The sequence below is a fragment of the Marinobacter halotolerans genome, assembly GCF_008795985.1.
GTDB classification, from domain to species: domain Bacteria; phylum Pseudomonadota; class Gammaproteobacteria; order Pseudomonadales; family Oleiphilaceae; genus Marinobacter; species Marinobacter halotolerans.
Window position 1 is genome coordinate 277062 of the sequence record NZ_VMHP01000002.1, and the last position, 22454, is coordinate 299515.

A 22454-nucleotide genomic window follows, 5' to 3' on the forward strand; every position below is an offset into this window, starting at 1 on the left:
ATTCACCGGACATTATCGGAGCCTCCGGCCAGCAGACTGTCTGTCAGCAGGGTTGCCAGTCTCTTGACGGGGAAAACGCCGCCAAAGGGCCAGACAGGTTCAATCCGGTAAATCTGTTCGCGCTGAACCGGCGGCAGGTAGGTCCAGAACGGGCTGGCGGACAGTGTCTCTGCCAGGCCTGGCAGGGTAGGCTCGATCACCACAATGCGGCTGTCGGGGTAGGGTGCAATGGCCTCCAGCCCGACCACCGAGAACCCCCAGTAATTACCCTGGTGAGGCCAGGCGTTCTCCAGACCCAGCGCTGTCAGTGTTCTCTGGTAGAGTCCGTTGGGCGCATAGATCCGAACGTGGCGGTCGTCCAGAAAATTGACCAGAGCGACGGGTTGTTCAGTCAGCCCCGCTTGCTCCAGCCGGCGTTTCTGGGTTTCGAGGGTCTGCTCGATATCCCTGAGCACCGATTCCGCCTGTGCTTCCCGATTCAGCATGTCGCCCAGTGTCGTCAGCATTTCACTGGCTTTTGCGAACGGTTGGCTGTCCTGTTTGTAGACGCTCACAACATAGGTTGGGGCGATGCGCTGAAGAAGCCTGGCGGCGGGTGCCATTTCCGAGCTGGTCACAATCAGGTCCGGTTCAAGCTGGGCGATGGCCTCAAGGCTCGGGGCAACCCGGGCGCCCACATTGGCAACCCCTTCAGGCAGCTCCGGTTCTTTTACCCATACTCTGTAGCCGTCCCTGTCTGCTACGCCGACCGGTTCCACGCCAAGTAGCAGCAGCGCCTCGGTTGCAGCCCAGTTCAGGGTGACCACCCGCTTTGGTGTTTTGTCGAGAGTCAGCGTGCCCTGTTCGTGCTGCCAGGTGTCTGCCAGGGCAATGGCCGGCAGCACAATGAGCGCAAGGATGATGGTCAACAGGCGCGCCAGCGGGCCCTTAGTGAACATAGGAAACCCACTGCCCGGGCGCCCGCTCCATGACACCCATGGGCACACTGTAAATGGTTTCCAGAGTCCGGGTGTCCATGATATCCCGGGGGCTGCCATCGGCGATCAGCCGGCCGGATTTCAGGGCCACCAGACGGTCACAGAAACGTGCCGCCAGATCCACATCATGCAGCACCACGATGACCGTGAGTTCCCGTTCCGCGGCAAGGCGATGAACCAGGCGCAGCGTCTCAACCTGATGTTTAACGTCCAGAGCGGAAATAGGCTCGTCCAGCAATAAACACCGGGTCTGCTGGGCCAGTAGCATGGCAATCCAGGCTCGCTGGCGCTCGCCCCCGGACAATGTGTCCACCGAGCGGTGGCGAAAGGGAGCCAGGTCGGTATCGTCTATGGCCTGGTCTATCAGTTGATGGTCTTCGGTGTTGTAGCGACCCAGTGGGCCCCGCCAGGGATAGCGCCCCAGTGCAACCAGCTCACGCACCGTCAGGCCATCAGTACCAGGGGGATGTTGAGGCAGGTAGCCCACTTTGCGGGCAAATTCCCGCGCGCCGGTGGTCTGGAAGGGTTTGCCGTCCAGCCTTGTGTCGCCGGAGGAGGGGGCAAGCTGCCTGGCCAAAACCTTTAGCAGGGTGGATTTACCGGAGCCATTATGGCCGAGCAGTCCAGTGACCTCGCCCTCATGAAAGCCAAGGCTGATATCGCTGAGGATAGCGTTGTCACCGATCTGCACATTCAGGTTGGATACGTCGAAGAAAGCAGGCATGCGGGCTCCAGAAAAACTGAGGCCCGCAGGATAATCTAAATGCGAATCACTATCAATATATTGATTAGCTGGCCTTAAATCAGACCTGCCCGGTCTGCACCCGCCACTGGGCGGTATAGGCTCCGTCCTGTTCAAGCAGTTCCTGGTGGGTTCCCTTTTCAATCACCTTGCCGCCTTCGACCACCGCAATGGTGTCGGCCTCCACGATGGTGGACAAACGGTGGGCGATCATGATCACGGTGCGGTTATGACCGATGCGTTTCAACGAGCGCTGAATGGCGGCTTCGGTCTCATTGTCCACGGCGCTGGTGGCCTCATCCAGCACCAGAATGGGCGGGTCCTTCAGCAGGGCTCGGGCCAGGGACAGCCGCTGGCGCTGGCCACCGGACAACCGGATTCCGCGTTCGCCCACCGGCGTTTCCAATCCTTCCGGAAGGGCTTCAATGAAGGACCAGGCTTCCGCTGTTTTCGCCGCTTCAATGATCTCGGCATCCGAGGCAGCGGGATTGCCGTACGCCAGGTTTTCGCGAATGCTACCCTCGAACAGGTAAACATCCTGGCTGACCAGCCCGATGGCGCCGCGCAGGGAATTGAGGGTGACGTCCCGAATGGGCTGGCCGTCAATCCGGATTTCGCCCTGGCCGGGGTCATAGAACCGCAGTAGCAGTTTGATCAGCGTGGACTTGCCGGAACCGGTCGCGCCGACCAGCGCCAGGGTGTTGCCGGCCGGAACCGTCAGGCTGATATTGCTGATGCCGGCACCGCTGGATGCATAGTGGAAGCTGACGTTGTCCAGCTCGACCATGCCCTTTACCGGTGACTGCAGCGCCTTGCTGCCTTCGTCCCGAACATGCACGGGCTCGGCCAGAAGGTCGAGAATACGCCGTGTGCTGGCCATTGCGCGCTCGAACAGGTCGATCACCTCGGCCAGGCCGGTCAGGGGCCAGAGCAGGCGCTGGGTCAGAAACACCAGTACGCCGTAGGCGCCGACGTTGAGTTCACCCTTCAGCGCCATCATCCCGCCTACCGTAAAGGTGGCGAGGAAACCGGCGAGAATGGCCATGCGAATAATCGGAATGAAGGCGGAGCTAATGCGGATAGCCCGGCGATTGGCCTCCACATAGGCCTCGCTGCTTGCCTTCAGGCGCTCCGCTTCCCGCTGCTCGGCGGTGAAGCTCTTGATGGTGGCAATGCCGCCCAGGTTATTGGCCAGCCGGCTGGAAAGGTCACCAACTTTTTCCCGTACATCTGCATACAGTGGCCCGGCCTTGCGTTGGAAGTAGAAAGCGCCCCAGATAATCAGCGGAATCGGGGTAAAGGCCAGCAGGGCGATCAGTGGTGAAAGTACAAAGAACACCGCGCCCACGGCGACCACGGTGACCACCACCTGGATCATGGCGTTGGCACCGCCGTCCAGGAAGCGTTCAAGCTGGTTAACGTCGTCGTTCATGGTGGCCACCAGCTGGCCGGAGCTGCGGGCTTCGAAGAAGCTCATGTCCAGGCGCTGGGCGTGTTCGTAGGCATCCTGCCTGAGATCCGACTGCAGCCGCTGGGCCAGATTGCGCCAGAGAATCTGGAACAGGTATTCAAACAGGGATTCGCCGGCCCAGATGAAAAAGGTGAGCACCGCCAGAATGGTGATTTGCTCCTGGGCGGTCTCGAAGCCGAGCCCGGCGACAAAGCTTTCTTCCTGGTTGACCACCACGTCGATGGCCACACCGATCAGGATTTCCGGCGCGATATCGAACAGTTTGTTGATGATCGAGCAGGTGGTGGCCGCGATGATCTGTCGGCGATATCCTCGAGCGTATTTCAGAAGGCGGGCCAGGGCGGAGAAACTGCTGGTGGCTTGGTATTCGTCGCTGGTCATGGGGCGCTCTTGACGGTGATCGTAAAGGGGGGCCGCAAGGGGGCGGCCCTTAAAAAAGAAGCAAAGGGTAGCTGCTTCGAAGATCAATTAAAAGAGAATCATTATCATGAAAGGGCTCTGAGCCCCGGTCATTCAGCGTTTCTGGTTGCGTTGCAGCCAGCGGTCCAGTTTGTCGGCAAATTCCTTGCGGTCGGTCTGGCTGAAGGGCGCTGGCCCGCCGGTAACCTGGCCGGCGCTGCGCATTTCTTCCATGAAGTTGCGCATGGCCAGGCGCTGGCGGATATTTTCTTTGGTGAAGGCCTGTCCCCGCGGGTTGAAGACGTCGGCGCCTTTTTCGATGGCTTCGGCGGCCAGGGGAATGTCCTGGGTGATAACAAGGTCGCCTTCGTGCATCTGGTCCATGATTTCGTTGTCGGCGACGTCAAAGCCCTGGGGCACCTGACGGCGTTTGATGTAGGGGCTGGGGGGCAGGGTGATAACGTGGTTGGCGATGAATGTGGTGTCGATCTGCCAGCGGGCGGCGGCGCGGCAGATTATCTCCCGGATGGGAACGGGGCAGGCGTCGGCGTCGACCCAGATTGGCATAGTGGTTCCTTCATGAAATCCTATTTTGGGCAGTTTACCTGTTGTCGTTGTGAGCCTGCCAATTGGAATCCGCGTATTTGTTAGAAGGCCTGCAGATTGAGCGGGCTTGCAAGGTTGGGACAGGATCCGGAGATAGCTCCGCGGAAGTGCGGGTTGGCCCCGCTTGGAGGACATTGAAAATGAAAGCTCGGATTGTTTTAGCAGCGGTCTTACTGTTCGTTATAAGCACGAGTTTTGTGGCGCCGCGCGTGAGTCAGGCGAACGAGGCTGCCGCCTGGGAAGCCCTGCGTAACGGGGACGCGATTTTAATGATGCGCCATGCCTTGGCACCGGGAACGGGTGATCCTGCCAACTTTGAGTTGGGTGACTGCAGCACGCAGCGGAACCTGAATGATGCCGGGCGCGAGCAGGCCCGGTCCTGGAAGCCGTTTCTGGCTGAACACGGCATTACCGAAGCGCGGGTATTCAGTAGCCAGTGGTGTCGATGTATGGATACCGCGACAGAAATGGATATGGGTAAGGTCACCGAGTGGCCGTCCCTGAATTCGTTCTTCCGGGATCGTAGCAGTGCGTCAGAGCAGACCCGTCAGACCATCACGAACGTGAACACCCTTGAGGACGGAGCACCGGTGATTCTGGTGTCTCATCAGGTGAACACCACGGCTTTGACCGGCATCTACCCATCCTCGAATGAGGGCGTGATCCTCGCCAGGCCATTGACTGAGAATCCCACCATCCTGGCGCGGGTGATGCCGGGGCGTTAATCCGGCTCAGCCAGCTGCGGCCTGGACCTGTTGTTCCAGCTCGCGGGTAAGGGCTGGTTCTAGATTCAGGGCGCTGGCGAGCTGATCCAGCCAGGCGCGTTCCATGGGGTTCTGGTCGTCGATAATCGCAGCGCTGACGATGTAGATCTCCCGGCTTGCCTGGGGTGAGTCAGCGCTGCGGGCCAGGGTCCGCGCGTCCAGCGGGGCGTCGAACTGTTGCTGGATCCAGGCATGAAGTTCGTCGTCCGGTCTCAGGTTTTCGATTTCCCGGGTCAGTAGCGCACGCTCGTCGCCATCGATGTGGCCGTCGGCGCGGGCGGCCATGATCATGGCTTGCAGGATCTCCAGCCCCCGTCTTTCCTGTTCCTGTCCCTGGAGCTGTTCCAGTGGTTGACCCTGGGATGACGGAGCGTAAGCTCCGCCTTGAGCATTCTGGTTGCCCGCCTGGTAGCTCTGGTAGGCCTTCCAGGCGAGTACGCCCACTCCCGCCACGGCGCCATATTTCAACGCTTTGCCGCCCATCTTCCGACCGCGCTTGGAGCCTACCATCAGACCAAGTGCGCCACCGCCAAGCAGGCTTTTCATATCAATGCCCGAGCCTGAACTGTCAGCCCCTTTATATTGGCCGCTTTGGGCCTGCTTCATGACCTGATTCAGCACTGACATGACGTTCATGATTCGCTCCTGTGCGATGGGTTCGCGGATTGTCGAAAGTACCAGTATAGGAAGCCAGCGTTTCCGGTGCATGGCAGCAGAATTACTCTGTTGTCATTCAAATGCCCGTTAAGTTCCCCAGAGGCAAAGTCGTGTTGATGAATTGCTCCGGATCGACTAAATAATAATCAGGGCACCTTGGTGTTCTCTGATGATCCCGACAGCGTGAGACCCACGCTCAACAACAAAACGATCAGCCTTGATGCTGCCGGTACGTCTGCCACAAGCGGGCCTCCAGGAACGCAGCAGGACCTTTTACCCAAGGGCAGGGCGGGGAGAATGGGATGAAGACAATCCACGAGTTTCGTGTGGATAGCACCTGCTATCTGGACGATCAGGGGGCGCCGCTGGGCGACCTGCCACCACAGGCTGAAGACACCGAACGGGTGCTGGCCGCCTACCGCAACATGGTGCTGACCCGCACCTTCGATTCCAAAGCCATCGCACTGCAACGCACGGGGAAATGCGGTACGTATCCGTCTGTGCTGGGCCACGAAGTGATTGGTACTGCCATTGGTCAAAGCATGTCAAAAGACGATGTGTTTGTGCCCTATTATCGTGACCAGGCGACCCACATTCTGCGAGGCGTATCGCTGACCGAATTGCTCCTTTATTGGGGCGGAGATGAGCGCGGCAGCGCCTGGAAAGACTGCCCGCATGACCTGCCGATTTCGGTACCCATCGCTACCCAGTGCTGTCATGCGGTCGGTGTTGGCGCCGCGATGCGAATCCGTGACGAGGCCCGGGCTGTGGTGTGTTGCATCGGCGACGGGGGCACCTCCAAGGGGGATTTTACCGAGAGCATCAACCTGGCCGGTGCCTGGCATCTGCCGGTGGTGTTTATGGTGATAAACAATCAGTGGGCCATTTCCACACCCCGTAGTATTCAGACCGGGGCGGAGACCATTGCCCAGAAGGCGATTGGTGCAGGCTTGCCCGGGCATATTGTGGACGGCAACGATTATTTTGCCGTGACCGAGGCGCTGGACAATGCGCTGGAACGGGCACGGGCGGGGAAAGGCGGCGCGGTGATTGAAGCGATGACCTATCGCCTGGGTGATCATACGACCGCTGATGACGCCACCCGTTATCGCTCGTCCGACGATCTGAAACAGGCGTGGGAGAAAGACGGCATCAAGCGCCTGCAGAATTACCTTCACAAGGCCGGATTCTGGACGCCGGAGAAAGAACAAAGCCTGCAGGCTGACTGCCGGAAAACCGTCGACGAAGCCGTGGATGCCTATCTTGCCACCGAAGCCGAGCCGCCCACGGCGATGATGGATTATCTGTTCGAAACCCTGCCCGAGGCGATGAAGCAACAGCGCGAGCGGATTGCTGCCAAATACCGGGGAGGTGCGCTATGAGTACTTCAGACAGCCGCGACGTTACCCTGGTGGAAGCGATCAACATGGCTCTGGCCTGGGAAATGGAACAGGACGAGTCGGTGGTGGTGCTGGGGGAGGATATCGCCACCAACGGCGGCGTTTTCCGAGCCACAGCGGGGCTCAAAGAACGGTTTGGCTTCAAGCGGGTGATGGATACCCCGCTGGCGGAAAATCTGATTGCCGGCACGGCCATTGGCATGGCGACCCAAGGGCTCAGGCCGGTTGCCGAATTCCAGTTTATGGGGTTCATCTATTCGGGGATGGAGCAGATCATCAGCCACGCCGCGCGAATGCGGAACCGCACCCGGGGCCGCTTGCACTGTCCGCTGGTGTATCGGGCGCCCTTTGGCGGCGGGATTCACGCCCCGGAGCATCATTCGGAAAGCACCGAAGCACTCTTCGCCCACATTCCGGGGCTGCGCGTGGTGATCCCCAGTTCACCCCAGCGAGCCTACGGCCAGCTTCTGGCGGCGATTCGCAATCCGGACCCGGTGATCTTTCTCGAGCCCAAGCGAATCTACCGCGCGGTGACCCAGAGTGTGGAGAACAACGGTGAAGCCATTCCTCTGGATACCTGCTTCACCCTGCGTGAAGGCAGCGACGTGACGCTGATCAGTTGGGGCGCTTCCATTATGGAAACCTTGCAAGCGGCGGATCGGCTAACCGAGCAGTCCGTGTCGGCCGAAGTGATTGATGTAGGCACCATCAGCCCGCTCGACCGGGAAACGCTGCTTTGTTCGGTGACCAAGACCGGGCGGGCTGTGATTGTGCACGAGGCCTGTCGCAACGGTGGCGTGGGGGCGGAAGTGGCCGCGTCTATTGCCGAGGGCGCTTATCTCGAGCTGAAGGCGCCGGTGGCCAGGGTGACCGGCTACGACACGGTGATGCCCTATTATCGTAACGAGCAGGCCTATCTGCCGCAGGTGGACGACATTGTAGAGGCGGCCAGGAGGGTCATGGCGTTATGAAACATTTCAAACTGCCCGATCTGGGCGAGGGTCTGCCAGAGGCTGAAATCGTTGAATGGCATGTGAAGGTCGGGGATACGGTGGAGGTGGACCAGGTACTGGTCAGCGTTGAAACCGCCAAAGCGATTGTGGAAGTGCCATCGCCCGACGCCGGAACGGTCGCCAGGCTGTTCGGTGAGGCAGGGGACATAATCCATACCGGTGAACCCCTGATGGCCTACGAAGGTGAAGACGACGACAGTGGTACCGTCGTCGGTGAATTGAAAAAAGCTGATACCGGAACCCGCAAAGACAGCTTCATCGTCGGTGCCGCCGAATCCAGCAAGCGGGCGCGGGCCAACCGGGCGAGCTACCGGACGCGGTCGTTGCCCGACGCGGAATCCCTGCGCGGTACCCGCCGTACCATGGCCAAGAACATGGCAGCTTCCCACGCTCAAGTGGTACCGGTGTCGATTTTCGAGGATGTGGATATTGGCGACTGGAAACCCGGAACCGACATCACCATGCGACTGGTGCAGGGCATTGCCAGCGCCTGTGAGACCTCGCCGGTGATGAACAGCTGGTTCGACGGCGAGACCCTCAGCCGACGCCTGAAGGACGAAGTGCATATCGGCATAGCTGTGGACACGCCGGAAGGGCTGTTTGTGCCGGTGCTGAGGGATGTAAACCACCGCACCATGGCTGATCTGCGCAAAGGGCTGCAGAATCTGAGGGACGCGGTCGCAACCCGCAAGATCCCGCCCGCCGAAATGCAGGGAGCCACCATCACCCTGTCGAACTTCGGTACCATGACCGGCCAGTACGCCAATCCTATTGTGTCACCGCCGCAAGTCGCTATTATTGGGGCCGGTTCCATCCGTGAGAAGGTGGTTGCCCGCAAGGGAAAACCTGCCGTGCGCCGCGTGTTGCCCTTGTCCGTTACCTTTGACCATCGGGCGGCCACCGGCGGTGAAGCCTCCCGATTTCTGGGAGCGCTGATTCAGGCGCTGGCAAAACCATGATGCCGTGACAACAGAAACCCGACAGCGAGACGCCATGACAAGCTTCAGAAACCTGGTTGCAGCAGCACTTATCGGTGTCGCTGCACTCCCTGTATCTGCCCATTCCATCAGCGAGGGTGACATCACCGTTACCCATCCGTGGACCCGCCCGACGCCTCCCGCGGTTTCTATTGGAGTGGGCTATATGGCCATTTCCAATAACGGAAAAACGGAAGTTACCTTCACCGGCGGTAAAACGCCTAAAGCCAAAGCCGTGTCCATTCATCAGAGCAGCATGAAGAACGACATGATGACCATGAAGCCGGTGCCTGATGGACTCCCGATTCCCGCCGGTGAGACCGTGCTGTTGGAGCCGAGTGGCTACCACCTCATGCTGGAAGGTCTGACCGGCGCCATCACCAGCGGTGAAACTGTTCCCATGACCCTGACCTTCGATGGTGCCGGGCCTGTGGAAGTTGAACTACAGACGATGGACATGGATCCGACAGAGCATAAGCACTGAACTGATAGAGTCACTTCCTCGCCCGATCCAGCATTCCGGATCGGGTTAGTCCCCGAACAGGTCAACGGAGATGAGACGTTCGAACTTCAGCTTCTGCACCTGGCCGATATGGATGGTTCAAATGTGGACGCCCTGGCCAATGTCGGTCCCATGGCGGCCATTGTTGACGGGCTGCGCAAGCAGTACCCGGACAGAACCTTGTTTGTCAGCTCTGGCGACAATTACATCCCCGGTTCACGTTACACCGCCTCAAGCGACGATTCCTTCGCTGCGGTAACCGGCGTCGCCACCCCGGGGGATGGCCGTGCGGATATTGCGTTTCTGAATGCCATGGGGCTGGAAGTGTCCGCCGTGGGTAATCACGATCTGGACAGTGGAACCAGTGCTTTCGCCGGGCTGATTTCCGCGGATGGGAATTGGCCGGGAGCACAGTTCCCCTATCTGAGCGCCAACCTGGATTTTTCCACCGACGCCAATGTCAGCCCTCTGGTGGTTGCAGATGGCCAGGAAGCCAGCGCGATTACCAACAGCCTTGCGGCTCATACAGTGGTAACGGTTAATGGCGAGCCCATCGGTATCGTCGGTGCTTCCACACCCACCCTGGAAAACATCACATCCACCGGGGACATCGCGGTTTTACCAGCCAATGACAGCGTTTCCGGACTGGCCGTTGAAATCCAGGCGTCTGTCGATGAGCTGACGAATGCGGGCATCGACAAGATTATCCTGCTGGCCCATATGCAACAGATTTCCGTGGAAAAACAGTTGGCTGGCCTGCTGGAGGACGTAGATATCATTGTTGCGGGCGGATCGAACACACTGCTTGCGGATTACAATGACCGGCTGCTTGCCGGTGATACCGCAGCGGACACCTATCCGTTGCTGTATAACAGCGCGAAGAACGAGCCCGTTCTGCTGGTCAATGTCGATGGCGACTACAAGTATCTGGGGCGGTTGCTGGTGGAATTCGACGGCGAAGGGCGGGTACGTCTGAACAGCCTGAATCCGCTGGTCAATGGTGTCTATTCGGCGGAGCAGGAAACGGTGGCCGCTGTCGGTGGCAGTGCCAATAACACCGTGGATAACATCGTCGACGCCGTCAACGACGTGCTGATTGCCCAGGAGAGCACGATTCTCGGCAACACGTCGGTCTACCTGAACGGTCAGCGCTCATCCGTGCGATCTGAAGAAACCAATCTGGGTAATCTCACGGCAGATGCCAACCTCTGGTACGCACAGCAGTACGACGCAACCGTCGAAATCTCTATCAAGAATGGCGGCGGCATCCGCGCTGATATCGGCAGTTTCGCCTTCCCGGCGGGCTCGACTGACGTGGCTGATCTGGAATATTTCCCCCCGGAGGCATTCCCGGCGGCGGGCAAGGAAAACGGCGATATTTCCCAGTTTGATATTCAGAGTTCGCTGGCTTTCAACAACAACCTGGCGCTGGTCGATGTGACGGCACAGGAACTGAAGGACATTGTCGAGCATGCCATCACCACGGTTGGTGCAGGCGCCTTCCCTCAAATCGGGGGCATGAGCTTCACCTATGATCCGGATGCCGCGGCAGGCAACCGTGTGATGGAATTGAGTGTTGGTGCGACAGTGGTCGTCGCTTCCGGTTTGGTGCAGGCTGTCGGTCCTTTCCGTCTTGCCACCCTGAGCTTCCTGGCTGACGGCGGTGATGGTTATCCGATCCCTCAGACCAACAGAGCAGACCTGGTTCTTGACGCAACCGTTGCCACCAGTGTGGATATGAGCGCGGACGACCCCGGCGCTGCCAACTTTGCGGATACCGGCACCGAGCAGGACGCCCTGGCGGAATATCTGCAGATGCTCTTCCCGAATGACGGTTCACCGTTTACCAACGCTGACACAATTGCCGAGCCTTCGGCCAGCGATACCAGAATCACAACGCTCTGATCCGGGGTGTTGATCTGAACAAAACAGCGGTCAATTCGACCGCTGTTTTTTTTGCATCAGTTTTCTTCTGATGCCCAGCTGTCGAACGCCAACTTTGAAACCCGCTCGATCTCGTCTTCTGGTATAGCGTCAATATCGCCCAGCTCGAGTTTGTCGTAGTGGAATGCGTAAAGCCGTGAGGCGAACTCGGTAATCGGCAGGGAGGCTTCCCCGCGAATTTCTCCATGGCCCCGGGTTGAGCAGTTAATGCCCTGGCCCCAGTCCTGGCCACTGTCGTTGTTGGGGTTGAAGAAATACACCCGCATCTCGTTATCGGGGCTGAGGCAGACGCGCTGGATCACAATGGCATGACGCCCGACGAAACGGGCGGCGCTGTCGGTGACGGCGATGCCGGCGGGCTGTGGGTGAATCAGCGGCATGTTGTCGTTGTAGAAGGGGTGATAGCTGGCGTAGAAATGCCGGATGAACCCATCATAATCCGTGATTTCCCCGGTGGTCACGTCGCTGACCACCTTGAAGCCGTGGTTGACCCACCAGCCGTAAAACTCGGGGTTGATCCAGCGGTGAGCGTCGTCGTCCCGATCGCTGCATCGGCGCCACATTTCCCCGTAAATCCGGTCAAGGTGGGGAATCAGGATCAGTGAGACCGGGTCGACGTCCACCGGGTTTTCGGTCACCAGTCCGGCTTCCAGATCCTTGGAAGACACTTCTTCGCCCTCGAACCGTATCAGGATTTCGTTATCCCGCGCGGCCCAGGCCAGAAGCTGCAGCAGATAATCGGCTTCGTGATCAGCCCAGAGCGACAGGCCAATGGCGGACTGGCAGCTGGGGTTATTGCCCTGGCCAACCCCAAGAGGCTGCCCCAGCAGATTCAGCACGCCCGCCAGCAGAAACACCCGGGGACGGTGGGCATCACCAAACACCGAGCGTATCAGCTCCCGGTTTTCGTCCGAGACCCGTAGTTCGATCTGTCTCCAGAGCGCCTGGGCAACCGCTGGTGTGAACAGAGAGCCCCGTTCCAGCATCATGGTCAGGCCATAGACGGCCTGGCAGGTCTCCGGATGGATGGCTTCATCGATCAGCTTCTTGACCAGCTGCGTGTAGCAGACCAGGTCGTCCCGTCCGGTCATGGTCAGGCCCAGTGCCTCGGGCAGGAGGTCGTCATTACCCCGTTCCCGCAGAAAACGGATGAAGACGGCGTGATAGGGCGAGGCCAGGCCGGTGTCGTGCATGGTGTCGGCGAAGCTGGACGCCTCCCTTGCCAGGGATTTCTCGTCCATTTCGCCCAGTCTGTCCAGATAGTCGGCCAGGCCGGGATCTTCTTTGCTGCCGGGAGTCGGTCCGAAAAGCGTGCGCACCAGCCGGGCCGCATCCTCATTGCCCGAGGTATCCAGCGTCGGGTCGTAAAGACATGTGGCAATCTGCCCGATCATTTCACGGATGCTGTCCACCTGAACCGGTCGCTGCTCCAGCAGGCGCCATACCTCGTCCACCAGGCTATCCAGCAGGCTGGCATAGCCCAGATGGTCCACCAGGTACTGGTAAAGCGACTGCACAATCTCACCCAGTTGTTTGGGCCGTTCCCGGTCTGCTTCGGACAGGGTGCCGGATAGCAGATCCAGATTCAGGGCCATCACCTGGGTCAGAAAGTGTGAAGCCTGTTCCGCTGAAATGCCGGGATGGAAATAGTCGCCACGGACCACCGCCAGCATGCGCAGCTCGCTGATGCATTCCACAATGGTCGTGACGGCGCCTGATGCCCTGAGTGACTGCTTGGCCAGCACCGGTTTTAACAGCGCAGGCCGCGACCAGTCGCTGGTCCCGAATATGCCGGCGGCCTCCAGGGTGGCAATACGGCGATAGAGCACATCAAAACCGCCGGGCATGGTCATCAGCTGACGCGCTCGTTCCAGCAACCCCATGCTTGAGGCCCTGTTATCAGACCGGCGGGCGCGGGCGAATTCGGCAATGGCGGCGTCAAATTGCATTGACGCATTGGCTAAAGCAGGATTAGCGGATAGGCTCAAACGTGGAAATCCTTGTTAATGTGATCGGGATACAGGATCAGGGTAGCCATAATATAACGCAAGGCAAACGGGCGGGTTCGTTTCATTATGTTTCCATGGGGCGCGCATCCTGGCGGTAATCGGACAGAAGGAGTTGCAATGAAAACCATCGGGCTTTTGGGTGGAATGAGCTGGGAATCCACCCAGTCCTACTACCGACTACTCAACGAAGCAGTGCGGGAACGCCTTGGTGGCCTTCATTCTGCACGATTGCTGCTCTACAGCGTGGATTTTGCCGAGATAGAGGCCCTGCAAAAAAGCGGCGACTGGGACAGGGCAGCCGACATTCTGTCAGAAGCGGCCCGCTCGCTTGAAAAGGCGGGGGCGGATTGCCTGCTGATTTGTACCAATACCATGCACAAAGTGGCTCCACAGGTGGCTGCGAGTATTGACATACCGCTACTGCATATCATGGACGCTGTTGGTGATTCGGTGATAGCCGACGGACTGGATTGTGTTGGCCTTCTGGGTACCAGATTCACCATGGAGCAGGATTTCTGTATCGAACGGCTGGCATCAAAAGGGCTCCGTGTGCTGGTGCCTGAGGAATCGGAGCGTGAGCAGATCCACCGGGTGATTTTTGAAGAGCTGTGTCTTGGTGTTGTTGAACCCGGGTCCAGAGATCAGTTTCTGGGTATTATTGAGGAACTTCGCGCGCGCGGCGCGCAGGGCATCATTCTGGGCTGCACAGAAATTGGACTGTTGATTGCGCCAGAGGACACCAATGCGGCCCTCTACGACACCACCGAACTGCACGTGGATCTTGCCGTTGGCTATGCATTAAAGAACGACTGAATAATTCGACCCACCTTCGAGGAGCTGCCCAGTGACAGCTTATTTTGTTCAGGCATTCATCTATCTGGCCGCTGCGGTTATTGCTGTGCCAATGGCGAAGCGTTTCGGGCTCGGGTCGGTACTCGGTTATCTGGTTGCCGGTGTCGTCATTGGGCCCGCTACCGGGCTGGTTGGCCAGGAAACCACCACCATTCAGCATTTCGCAGAATTCGGCGTTGTGATGATGCTGTTTCTGGTGGGTATGGAGCTGGACCCGAAAGCACTCTGGGCCATGCGCATAAGGCTGCTTGGTCTGGGTGGATTGCAGGTGTTATTGACCGCGGCGGCCGGAACCCTGGTGGCACTCTGGCTGGGTCTGGTATGGCAAACGGCGCTGACCGTCGGGTTTGTGTTCGCTTTGTCTTCAACAGCGATAGTGCTTCAGACACTGAATGAAAAAGGTCTGGCGAAAACAGAAGGTGGGCGAAGCGCGTTTTCGGTGCTGCTTTTCCAGGACATTGCCGTTATTCCCATGCTCGCCATCATTCCCTTGCTGGCGCTGCCTGAATTGATGGATGGCAGTTCTGCCGCAGCGGCGGAGCACTCTGAGCTCAGTCTTGTCGCAGACCTTCCTGCATGGGCGCACGGCGTTGTTGTTGTCATTGCCATTGCGCTGGTTATCGTGGGCGGTTACTTCCTGAGCCGTCCGCTCTTCCGGTATGTGGTCAATTCTGGGTTGCGGGAAGTCTTTACTGCGACGGCCCTGATGCTGGTCATCGGCATTTCCGCATTGATGAGTCTGGTGGATCTGTCGCCTGCATTGGGCGCTTTCCTGGCGGGCGTCGTGTTGGCCAACAGTGAATTCCGTCATGAGCTTGAAGCCAACCTTGAGCCGTTCAAGGGGCTTTTGCTCGGGCTGTTTTTTATCACTGTCGGAGCCGGTATCAACTTTCAGGTTTTAGCGGACGAGTGGGCGCTGGTGCTTTCCCTTGCGGCAGCCGTTCTGCTGGTGAAGGCGCTGATCCTTCTTGTTCTGGCTCTCATTTTTCGCATCAAGGGCAGTAACGGTTGGCTGTTCACGCTGGGGCTGGCCCAGGCCGGTGAATTCGGTTTTGTGCTTTTGACTTACAGCCAGCAGAACAGCGTGATACCGGCTGACCTTGCCCAGATTCTGTCGTTGGTTGTGGCGCTGTCCATGTTCCTTACGCCGCTGCTGTTCATTATTTACGACCAGGTTGTACTGCCCCGTTACCGGCGCAGGAAAAATGATGAGAGGGAAGCCGATCTCATAGAGGAAACCGCACCGGTCATTGTCGCAGGTGTGGGTCGATTCGGTCAGATAGTCTGCCGGCTTCTGCGTGCCAACAACATCCCGATTGTGGTGCTCGATCACGAAATCCAGCAGATCGACAACGTCCGTCGTATCAATATCAAAAGTTATTTTGGCGACGCCAGCCGGCCTGAATTGCTGGAAACTGCAGGAATCAGCGAGGCAAGGTTACTGGTGGTCGCCATTGATGACCGTGACCGCTCAACCAGAATGGTCGAGCATGTGAAAAAGCTCTATCCAGGCGTCTGGGTATTGGCCCGGGCGTTTGACCGTGGTCACGGCTACGAACTGAGGGAAGCCGGCGCCGATGATGTGGTCAGCGAAACCTATCATTCGGCCCTGGAACTGGGCGGCCATGCATTAACGGCCATGGGGGTGCATCCACTGCGTGCCAAACAGATGACCTGGGCGTTTTATGAAAACGAGGCGGCCCACGAAGATGAGCTATACGATGCCTGGCGGGAACTGGAAGAGGGCATCAGTTTCAGTCCGCGTTACGGCGAACTGTTTATGAAGCTGGAAGAGGCTCTGAGTTCGGTGATGCAGAAAGACTGGGATGAGCCAAAACAGGAAGATGTGCCCGTCTGGACGCCACCGGAAGCAGAAAAAAAGGCGTGACCGTTGCCGGCCACGCCTTCTCTTACTTGCAGAGTGATTACTTCAGATCAAAGCGATCTGCGTTCATCACCTTGGTCCAGGCTGCAACGAAGTCTTTTACAAACTTCTCTTCGTTGTCGTCCTGGGCATAAACCTCCGCGTAGGCACGAAGGATGGAGTTGGAACCAAACACCAGATCAACACGGGTCGCGGTGAACTTGGTGTTGCCGCTCTTACGATCCACGATGTTGTACGAGTTTTTGCCCGTGGGCTCCCAACGGTTCGCCATGTCGGTGAGGTTCACAAAGAAGTCGTTGGTCAGTTGGCCAACGCGATCCGTGAACACGCCGTGCTTGGTGTCACCATAGTTGGTGCCCAGCACCCGCATACCACCGAGCAAGACAGTCATTTCAGGCGCGGTCAGGCCCATCAGCTGGGCGCGGTCCAGAAGCATTTCTTCCGGCTTGACCACATAGTCCTTCTTCTGCCAGTTACGGAAACCATCGGCCAGGGGCTCCATAGGCTCGAAAGACTCTGCATCAGTTTGCGCGTCAGTGGCGTCACCACGGCCTTTGTGAAAGGGCACGTGTACGTCATGGCCGGCAGCCTCGGCAGCCTTCTCGACGCCCAGGTTACCGCCCAGAACGATGACGTCAGCAATGCTGGCGCCGGTCTCGGCAGAAATCTTTTCGTACACCTTCAACACTTTGGCCAGGCGGCCTGGCTCGTTGCCTTCCCAGTCTTTCTGCGGTGCCAGACGGATGCGCGCACCATTGGCGCCACCACGCATATCGGAACCGCGGTAAGTACGAGCACTATCCCAGGCGGTGGTGATCAGCTCGTTCAGGCTCAGGCCGGCTTCCTCGATTTTCTCCTTGACCACTTCCTCGATGTAGTTGGTCTCGCCCTGGGGAACGGGATCCTGCCAGATCAGGTCTTCATCGGGTACACCCGGGCCGATGTAACGGGATTTCGGGCCCATATCACGGTGAGTCAGCTTGAACCAGGCGCGGGCGAAGCAATCCTGGAAGTATGCCGGATCCGCCATGAACTTCTCGCAGATCGCGCGGTACTTCGGGTCAACTTTCATCGCCATGTCGGCGTCGGTCATCATCGGCCGGACACGGGTCTTCATGTCCGTAGGATCAACCGGCATGTGCTCTTCTTTAATGTCGATCGGCTCATACTGGTTGGCACCGGCCGGGCTCTTGGTGAGCTTCCACTCGTAGCCAAACAGCAGATCGAAGTAACCCATGTCGAATTTGGTCGGGTTGGTGGTCCAGGCGCCTTCGATACCGGAGGTCACCGCATTGGTGGCTTTGCCATCCAGATTGGGGTTCATCCAGCCGAAGCCCTGGGTTTCCACGTCTGCGCCTTCCGGCTCCGGACCAAGAGCGTCCGCATCGCCGTTACCGTGTGCCTTACCGACGGTATGACCGCCGGCTGTCAGGGCAGCCGTCTCTTCGTCGTTCATCGCCATACGGGCGAAAGTGGTGCGCACCTGTTCAGCCGTTGCCTGAGGATCAGGGTTACCGTTAACACCTTCCGGGTTCACATAGATCAGGCCCATCTGGACGGCAGCCAGCGGGTTTTCCATGGTATCGGGCTTGGTGACGTCTTCGTAGCGACTATCTGAGGGGGCCAGCCATTCTTTTTCCGCACCCCAGTAGATGTCCTCTTCCGGGTGCCAGATGTCCGCACGGCCGTAAGAGAAGCCAAAGGTTTTGAAACCCATGGACTCGTACGCAACGTTACCAGCCAGAATGAACAGGTCGGCCCAGCTGATCTTGTTGCCGTATTTTTTCTTCAACGGCCACAGCAGGCGACGGGCTTTGTCCAGGTTGCCGTTGTCTGGCCAGGAGTTTAGCGGAGCGAAACGCTGGTTGCCGGTGCCGGCACCACCACGGCCATCAGCCAGGCGGTAGGTACCCGCCGCATGCCACGCCAGACGGATCATCAGGCCGCCGTAGTGACCCCAGTCAGCGGGCCACCATTCCTGGCTGTCAGTCATCAGCGCGTGCATGTCCTTTTCCAGCGCTTCGTAGTCCAGTTTTTTGACTTCTTCACGGTAGTCAAAATCTTCGCCCATCGGGTTGGTCTTGGCGTCGTGCTGATGAAGAATGTCGAGGTTCAGGTTTTCAGGCCACCAGGCCTTTACGTTCCCGTGCTCTTGGGTGTGCGAACCGTGCATTACCGGGCACTTTCCACCGCCCGCGCTGTTATTCTCGCCCATATCTCTCTCCGATCATGACTGGTTTGTTGTGAACTACTTATCTCAGACTTGGGTTTTGAGGTCGGGCCAGTGACGGGAGCGGTGATGCATCTGGACATCACGTCGGGCCAATGACCACTGAGATCTTACAGTTATAGCAATGGTTATCCATTGTCACAATTAAGATTTAGTGACTGTTGCTATAGCTTTCCTTTATCGGAAACGATTCCTCGTACATAGAAACGCTACGGCTGCAAACCCGTTAGTGGGTCACCTGTCAGAAATGAAAATCTAGTTGCTGTTTGAACATCGCGCCATTTTGTCGAGGAAAGGCGGGCTAAAGTGTCTGGAAATTTTACACAATGTCTATGTTGTGAGTGTGTTTTCTGAGCTAGCGGTTTGAAATCTTGACAGTTCTGTGGGTTGGCACGGGACATGCTGCTAAAAGAGCATCCAACCTGCCCAGAATCGGTGCCGGTGAAATCAAGGAGAGAAGAATCATGAGAAAAACAATTCTGGCGGCAGGCATTGCCACGCTGATTGCAGCGGGTCCCGCCTTTGGTGGGCTGACGCTTTCTGGAACGATCTTTGACAAGAAAATTGAAGACCCCGATTTTCAGGACGGCATCAGCGGGCTGACTACCGGTATGGTTGAAAGCACCCTGGGCGCCGATGGTAATCCTGTCTACGTTCCCGGTAGTGGTGGTGCTGTTGATAGCAGCGCGACGTTCAATAACTGGTGGCAAGACACGGCGGGCTCCAAGGCAATCAGCTTGAATCTGGGTGAGACAGCCCCCGGTTCTGGTTTGTTTGCGTTCAATGATTCTTCGTTTTTCCCCATTGATAACGAGCTTTTCGGCAACGAAGGCAACAGCCATAACTACCACTTCACCATGAAGCTGGGCGGCACTACGTCTTTTAAGTCCACTGACTCCTTCAATTTTACCGGTGACGATGACCTGTGGGTATTCATTAACGGCACGCTGGTCATGGACCTTGGGGGCGTTCACGCTCCCGTCAGCAAAACCATCACCGGCGCTGACCTGGTGGGCCTGGGGCTGGCCGAAAATACTGCCTACGATCTCGATATCTTTTTCGCTGAGCGCCACACCACCCAGTCGAATTTCAACATAACCACATCGTTCCGTGTTGAGGACCGTGTTGAAGTTCCTGAACCGGGCTCGCTTGCGTTGATGGGCTTGGGTCTTGCGGGTCTTCTGACCCTGCGCCGCCGCAGAGTCTAATCGCCCTGAGCAGGCCTGGCCTCAGAAGTCAGGCCTGTTCTATAGCTTTCAAAAGAGACTCCGGGCCCCAGGGCCTGGGGTCTTTTTCCTGTTGGTGCATTAAGTCCACGAGCTTCTGATTTACCGGCGCTTGGGCACCCAGCGATTCGGCCAGCCGCACCACTTCGCCGTTGATCCAGTCCACCTCCGTCGGACGACCGGCCTGGAGGTCTTCCCACATCGAAGAGCGTGCTACCGGGTCAATGGTCAGCATCTTTTTTGCGACGCGGGTGAACACCCAGTTTGGCGCCGACATCAGAACCGGGATCAGTCGGGTGGGCAGGCCGGTCAGGTTTATAGTGGGAATGCCGGCCTGTTTCAGCAACTGAAGCGTTTCTTTCTGGGCCATGGCCAGCACCAGCCGGTAATCTCTCTGGGAAAGCTCTTCCAGCAAGGGAACCCCCGACAGAGCATTTACCGGGTTGTTCAGGTTTAGCAGAAGCTTTGACCACATCACTGATTCGATATCGGGCCGAAGCTCAAGAGGCAGGCCGGCTTTGTCGAACCAGGGTAGGGCGGCCTGCAATATTTGGTTTTCTGCCGCCATCAGATGCCCTTCGGTGCCCTGGTGGAAATGCCCGGGCGCCTGTTGCAAGACGTTGAACGGCACCATGCCGGCAAGCACGGTGGCATTGGGCATGGACTTCTGGAGTTCCGACGCGTTCGATATACCATTCTGCAGGCTGATGACCGGCACACCGGCGCGTACGAACGGTGCCAGGGTCTGGCCGGCCTCTCGCGTGGCCGCAGACTTCACGCAGACCAGCACCAGATCGGCGCCTGCTGCCACATCGGCCGAGGAGACATACCGGGTCTCAGGAACAGAATGCTCGGCGCTGAAACCTTCGTAATCAGTGACTTTTAGCGGATGCTCTTTGAAGACGGCCTGCATTCGGGGGCGGCCGACCATAGTGACATCGGCGCCAGCCGCCAAAAGCCGTCCACCGATATAACACCCGATACTGCCTGCACCGAAAATCACTACGCGGTAGGCGTGTTCGCTCATCAAACTGCTCCGTGATATGAATCTGGCTTCATTCTATGCATGTTCCGGTTGAAAAGTCTTTTCCTCGCACCGCTGGTTTTAATTGGTCCTGCCCGTCACCATAGAGGAAGCTTCAATTGAAACCTTCAGCCACCAATTTGATAGAGGGTGCAAACGCTATGTCAGAGAAAAAGACCGCTGTGATCACCGGCGCCAATCGTGGAATCGGCCTCGAACTGGCCCGCCAGTTTGCAGACCGTGGGTTCGCCATTATCGGGGTATGCCGTCAAACTTCTGATGAACTCGATGCCGTTGCAGACACCGTTATTGAGGGTATCGACGTCACCATTGACGACAATGTGCAGTCTTTGGTCAGTCAGCTGAAGGGAACAACGATTGATCTGCTGATCAACAATGCCGGCCTGCTGCAGGACGAAAAGTTGGGCAGTATCGATTTTGATTCCATCCGTACCCAGATGGAAATCAACGCCTATGCTCCGCTTCGTGTTGCCGAAGCTCTTGCGCCTCGTATTCCGGAAGGCGGCAAAATCGCCAACATCACCAGCCGCATGGGATCCATTGCCGACAATGATTCCGGCGGGCGCTATGGCTATCGGGCGTCCAAGGCAGCCCTGAACGCCTTTGGCAAGTCTCTTGCGATGGACCTGAAGCCCCGCGGGATTGCAGTGGCGCAGCTTCACCCGGGTTATGTCCAGACCCGTATGGTGAATTTCGGCGGGCTGATTTCACCGGAGGAATCGGCAAAAGGGCTGGCGGAACGGATCGACGGGCTGAACCTGGAGAACACCGGCTCCTTCTGGCACAGCAACGGCGAAGAGTTACCCTGGTGATGCGCCGGTACGCCTATGTCCCGGCAAGCTAACCGGATCTCGACTGTCGCGGCCCTGGGCTTTCAAGGCGCTATCGCGCTGATTGGCTGGCTTGCCGTCTGGTTGATGGGCATTGGTAGCCTGTCTGCTGGTCTGGGCTGGGCGAGCGCTGTGGCCTGGGGCATTGGCGGCAGTCTTGCCACCTATGTACTGCTAAGCGCCCTGGCCCGTGCGCCAGGGCGTATCCGTGATTCCCTGTCAGGCCATATGCGCCAGCTACAAACCTTTGCGAACGATTATTCCTGGCCCGTTCTTGCGGGGCTTTCCGTGCTGGCCGGGGTGGGTGAGGAGTTGCTGTTTCGCGGGGCTGTGCAGGGCTGGCTCGCTTGGCACCTGAACGATGCTGTGGCCATTGTGCTGGCATCCATGCTGTTCGGCCTGGTTCACTACCTTTCGTTTACCTATTTCGTAATGGCGACAGGGCTTGGACTTGTGTTGGGTGTTACCTACTGGCTGACAGACAGCCTGCTTCTGGTGATGGTCTGGCATGGTGTGTACGATATGATCGCGCTGTACAGCCTGCGGCGCCACCCCCACTGGTTCGGTGTTCAATAGATTGTCAGATAATTTGAGAGGCACGGTGTGAACAGAGATTTTTTCAGAAAGGTGTTCTGGCCCATTCTGTATTTCTTCGAGAATGGCAGTGATGCCCAGTCCGCCGAGGGTTACCGCCCCTCCCACCGGAAAATACTGTTTGCCGTGGGGTTCCTGTTTTTCGTGCTGTCCATGGCCACGCTCTTTTTTGCTCTGATATACGGCACGCTGGGAGCGCTGTTCCCCATTATCGTGTTTTTTGCCATCAGCCTGGTCTGCGCAGTGGTCGCCACCCTGGGAAGCGACAGTGCGGTGGCGAAAATATGGGGTAATCAGCAATCGGGAAGCTGAATTACTGTTGTTTATTCAC

The 22454-nt window shown here is 58.0% G+C and carries 20 protein-coding genes; 12 read left to right on the top strand and 8 right to left on the bottom strand.

The genetic code is table 11. The features are described 5' to 3' along the window. Nucleotides 1-2 precede the first annotated feature (2 nt). The 4 genes from FPL19_RS11580 to FPL19_RS11595 form a co-directional block, all read right to left on the bottom strand. Nucleotides 3-938, bottom strand: coding sequence for an ABC transporter substrate-binding protein (locus FPL19_RS11580; RefSeq protein ID WP_150912723.1), 936 nt, complete (start codon nt 936-938; stop codon nt 3-5). Beyond that, complete coding sequence (locus FPL19_RS11585; RefSeq protein WP_150912724.1) at nt 928-1701, bottom strand: ABC transporter ATP-binding protein; 774 nt, start codon at nt 1699-1701, stop codon at nt 928-930. Before FPL19_RS11585 ends, FPL19_RS11580 begins: the two co-directional genes overlap by 11 nt. Nucleotides 1702-1780: 79 nt before the next feature. Continuing rightward, the gene (locus tag FPL19_RS11590) at nt 1781-3571 is read right to left on the bottom strand and encodes an ABC transporter ATP-binding protein (RefSeq protein WP_150912725.1); all 1791 of its coding nucleotides are present in this window, start codon (nt 3569-3571) and stop codon (nt 1781-1783) included. 132 nt (nt 3572-3703) lie between these two features. After that, the gene (locus tag FPL19_RS11595) at nt 3704-4156 is read right to left on the bottom strand and encodes a YaiI/YqxD family protein (protein WP_150912726.1); all 453 of its coding nucleotides are present in this window, start codon (nt 4154-4156) and stop codon (nt 3704-3706) included. Between the two features lie 179 nt (nt 4157-4335). Here FPL19_RS11595 and FPL19_RS11600 point away from each other — a divergent pair, with 179 nt between their 5' ends. After that, nucleotides 4336-4920 carry a histidine phosphatase family protein gene (locus FPL19_RS11600; protein WP_150912727.1) on the top strand — a complete coding sequence of 195 codons (585 nt, stop codon included), beginning with the start codon at nt 4336-4338 and terminating at the stop codon, nt 4918-4920. A gap of 6 nt (nt 4921-4926) precedes the next feature. Here the strand turns inward: FPL19_RS11600 and FPL19_RS11605 are convergent, their stop codons facing one another. After that, a complete protein-coding gene (locus FPL19_RS11605) occupies nt 4927-5595 on the bottom strand; it encodes a tellurite resistance TerB family protein (protein WP_150912728.1) in 669 nt (222 codons plus the stop codon). Nucleotides 5596-5918: 323 nt separating this feature from the next. Here FPL19_RS11605 and pdhA point away from each other — a divergent pair, with 323 nt between their 5' ends. The 5 genes from pdhA (at nt 5919) to FPL19_RS11630 (ending at nt 11413) form a co-directional block, all read left to right on the top strand. Next, a complete protein-coding gene (gene pdhA, locus FPL19_RS11610; protein ID WP_150912729.1) occupies nt 5919-6998 on the top strand; it encodes a pyruvate dehydrogenase (acetyl-transferring) E1 component subunit alpha in 1080 nt (359 codons plus the stop codon). Next, on the top strand, nt 6995-7987 hold the full coding sequence (locus tag FPL19_RS11615) for an alpha-ketoacid dehydrogenase subunit beta (RefSeq protein ID WP_150912730.1): 993 nt from the start codon (nt 6995-6997) through the stop codon (nt 7985-7987). The genes pdhA and FPL19_RS11615 overlap by 4 nt, the downstream gene beginning before the upstream one ends. Then, entirely contained in the window at nt 7984-8988 is a 1005-nt protein-coding gene (locus tag FPL19_RS11620) for a dihydrolipoamide acetyltransferase family protein (RefSeq protein ID WP_150912731.1), read from the top strand. The genes FPL19_RS11615 and FPL19_RS11620 overlap by 4 nt, the downstream gene beginning before the upstream one ends. 34 nt (nt 8989-9022) lie before the next feature. Next, nucleotides 9023-9490, top strand: a complete 468-nt coding sequence (locus FPL19_RS11625) for a copper chaperone PCu(A)C (protein WP_150912732.1) — start codon at nt 9023-9025, stop codon at nt 9488-9490. Nucleotides 9491-9598: 108 nt separating this feature from the next. Further along, nucleotides 9599-11413 (top strand): bifunctional metallophosphatase/5'-nucleotidase, encoded by a 1815-nt coding sequence (locus FPL19_RS11630; RefSeq protein WP_150912733.1) that lies wholly within the window; start codon nt 9599-9601, stop codon nt 11411-11413. A 56-nt stretch (nt 11414-11469) separates the two neighbouring features. Here FPL19_RS11630 and FPL19_RS11635 read toward each other — a convergent pair whose 3' ends face one another. Next, nucleotides 11470-13401: a hypothetical protein gene (locus tag FPL19_RS11635; protein WP_150912734.1), complete on the bottom strand. Its 1932-nt coding sequence runs from the start codon at nt 13399-13401 to the stop codon at nt 11470-11472. A 177-nt stretch (nt 13402-13578) separates the two neighbouring features. Between FPL19_RS11635 and FPL19_RS11640 the strand changes: the two genes are divergently transcribed. Together FPL19_RS11640 and FPL19_RS11645 are read left to right on the top strand one after the other, a co-directional pair. Further along, complete coding sequence (locus FPL19_RS11640; RefSeq protein WP_150912735.1) at nt 13579-14274, top strand: aspartate/glutamate racemase family protein; 696 nt, start codon at nt 13579-13581, stop codon at nt 14272-14274. A 31-nt stretch (nt 14275-14305) separates the two neighbouring features. Continuing rightward, a complete protein-coding gene (locus tag FPL19_RS11645) occupies nt 14306-16201 on the top strand; it encodes a monovalent cation:proton antiporter-2 (CPA2) family protein (RefSeq protein ID WP_150912736.1) in 1896 nt (631 codons plus the stop codon). Between the two features lie 37 nt (nt 16202-16238). Here FPL19_RS11645 and katG read toward each other — a convergent pair whose 3' ends face one another. After that, nucleotides 16239-18413 carry a catalase/peroxidase HPI gene (katG, locus tag FPL19_RS11650; RefSeq protein ID WP_150912737.1) on the bottom strand — a complete coding sequence of 725 codons (2175 nt, stop codon included), beginning with the start codon at nt 18411-18413 and terminating at the stop codon, nt 16239-16241. Nucleotides 18414-18892: 479 nt separating this feature from the next. On the opposite strand from katG, the gene FPL19_RS11655 reads away from it, so the two are divergent. Continuing rightward, nucleotides 18893-19636, top strand: a complete 744-nt coding sequence (locus tag FPL19_RS11655) for a fibro-slime domain-containing protein (protein ID WP_150912738.1) — start codon at nt 18893-18895, stop codon at nt 19634-19636. Between the two features lie 28 nt (nt 19637-19664). Here the strand turns inward: FPL19_RS11655 and FPL19_RS11660 are convergent, their stop codons facing one another. Continuing rightward, nucleotides 19665-20681 (bottom strand): 2-dehydropantoate 2-reductase, encoded by a 1017-nt coding sequence (locus tag FPL19_RS11660; RefSeq protein WP_150912739.1) that lies wholly within the window; start codon nt 20679-20681, stop codon nt 19665-19667. A gap of 158 nt (nt 20682-20839) precedes the next feature. Here FPL19_RS11660 and FPL19_RS11665 point away from each other — a divergent pair, with 158 nt between their 5' ends. Genes FPL19_RS11665 through FPL19_RS11675 form a run of 3 tightly spaced genes read left to right on the top strand, consistent with a single transcriptional unit; the run spans nt 20840 to nt 22435 of the window. Then, nucleotides 20840-21511: an SDR family oxidoreductase gene (locus FPL19_RS11665; protein ID WP_150912740.1), complete on the top strand. Its 672-nt coding sequence runs from the start codon at nt 20840-20842 to the stop codon at nt 21509-21511. Between the two features lie 15 nt (nt 21512-21526). Further along, nucleotides 21527-22105, top strand: coding sequence for a CPBP family intramembrane glutamic endopeptidase (locus FPL19_RS11670; protein WP_191965274.1), 579 nt, complete (start codon nt 21527-21529; stop codon nt 22103-22105). Nucleotides 22106-22132: 27 nt separating this feature from the next. Then, nucleotides 22133-22435: a hypothetical protein gene (locus FPL19_RS11675; protein ID WP_150912741.1), complete on the top strand. Its 303-nt coding sequence runs from the start codon at nt 22133-22135 to the stop codon at nt 22433-22435. Nucleotides 22436-22454: the final 19 nt, after the last annotated feature.

What these genes read in the sequence shown, in the direction of transcription:
- FPL19_RS11585 (WP_150912724.1), bottom strand. Translation starts at nt 1,701, where the DNA reads ATGCCTGCTTTCTTCGACGTATCCAACCTGAATGTGCAGATCGGTGAC.
- FPL19_RS11590 (WP_150912725.1), bottom strand. Translation starts at nt 3,571, where the DNA reads ATGACCAGCGACGAATACCAAGCCACCAGCAGTTTCTCCGCCCTGGCC.
- FPL19_RS11665 (WP_150912740.1), top strand. Translation starts at nt 20,840, where the DNA reads ATGTCAGAGAAAAAGACCGCTGTGATCACCGGCGCCAATCGTGGAATC.
- FPL19_RS11660 (WP_150912739.1), bottom strand. Translation starts at nt 20,681, where the DNA reads ATGAGCGAACACGCCTACCGCGTAGTGATTTTCGGTGCAGGCAGTATC.
- FPL19_RS11670 (WP_191965274.1), top strand. Translation starts at nt 21,527, where the DNA reads ATGTCCCGGCAAGCTAACCGGATCTCGACTGTCGCGGCCCTGGGCTTT.
- FPL19_RS11640 (WP_150912735.1), top strand. Translation starts at nt 13,579, where the DNA reads ATGAAAACCATCGGGCTTTTGGGTGGAATGAGCTGGGAATCCACCCAG.
- FPL19_RS11630 (WP_150912733.1), top strand. Translation starts at nt 9,599, where the DNA reads ATGGATGGTTCAAATGTGGACGCCCTGGCCAATGTCGGTCCCATGGCG.
- FPL19_RS11635 (WP_150912734.1), bottom strand. Translation starts at nt 13,401, where the DNA reads ATGCAATTTGACGCCGCCATTGCCGAATTCGCCCGCGCCCGCCGGTCT.
- FPL19_RS11605 (WP_150912728.1), bottom strand. Translation starts at nt 5,595, where the DNA reads ATGAACGTCATGTCAGTGCTGAATCAGGTCATGAAGCAGGCCCAAAGC.
- FPL19_RS11600 (WP_150912727.1), top strand. Translation starts at nt 4,336, where the DNA reads ATGAAAGCTCGGATTGTTTTAGCAGCGGTCTTACTGTTCGTTATAAGC.
- FPL19_RS11580 (WP_150912723.1), bottom strand. Translation starts at nt 938, where the DNA reads ATGTTCACTAAGGGCCCGCTGGCGCGCCTGTTGACCATCATCCTTGCG.
- FPL19_RS11595 (WP_150912726.1), bottom strand. Translation starts at nt 4,156, where the DNA reads ATGCCAATCTGGGTCGACGCCGACGCCTGCCCCGTTCCCATCCGGGAG.
- FPL19_RS11615 (WP_150912730.1), top strand. Translation starts at nt 6,995, where the DNA reads ATGAGTACTTCAGACAGCCGCGACGTTACCCTGGTGGAAGCGATCAAC.
- FPL19_RS11620 (WP_150912731.1), top strand. Translation starts at nt 7,984, where the DNA reads ATGAAACATTTCAAACTGCCCGATCTGGGCGAGGGTCTGCCAGAGGCT.
- FPL19_RS11625 (WP_150912732.1), top strand. Translation starts at nt 9,023, where the DNA reads ATGACAAGCTTCAGAAACCTGGTTGCAGCAGCACTTATCGGTGTCGCT.
- katG (WP_150912737.1), bottom strand. Translation starts at nt 18,413, where the DNA reads ATGGGCGAGAATAACAGCGCGGGCGGTGGAAAGTGCCCGGTAATGCAC.
- FPL19_RS11655 (WP_150912738.1), top strand. Translation starts at nt 18,893, where the DNA reads ATGAGAAAAACAATTCTGGCGGCAGGCATTGCCACGCTGATTGCAGCG.
- pdhA (WP_150912729.1), top strand. Translation starts at nt 5,919, where the DNA reads ATGAAGACAATCCACGAGTTTCGTGTGGATAGCACCTGCTATCTGGAC.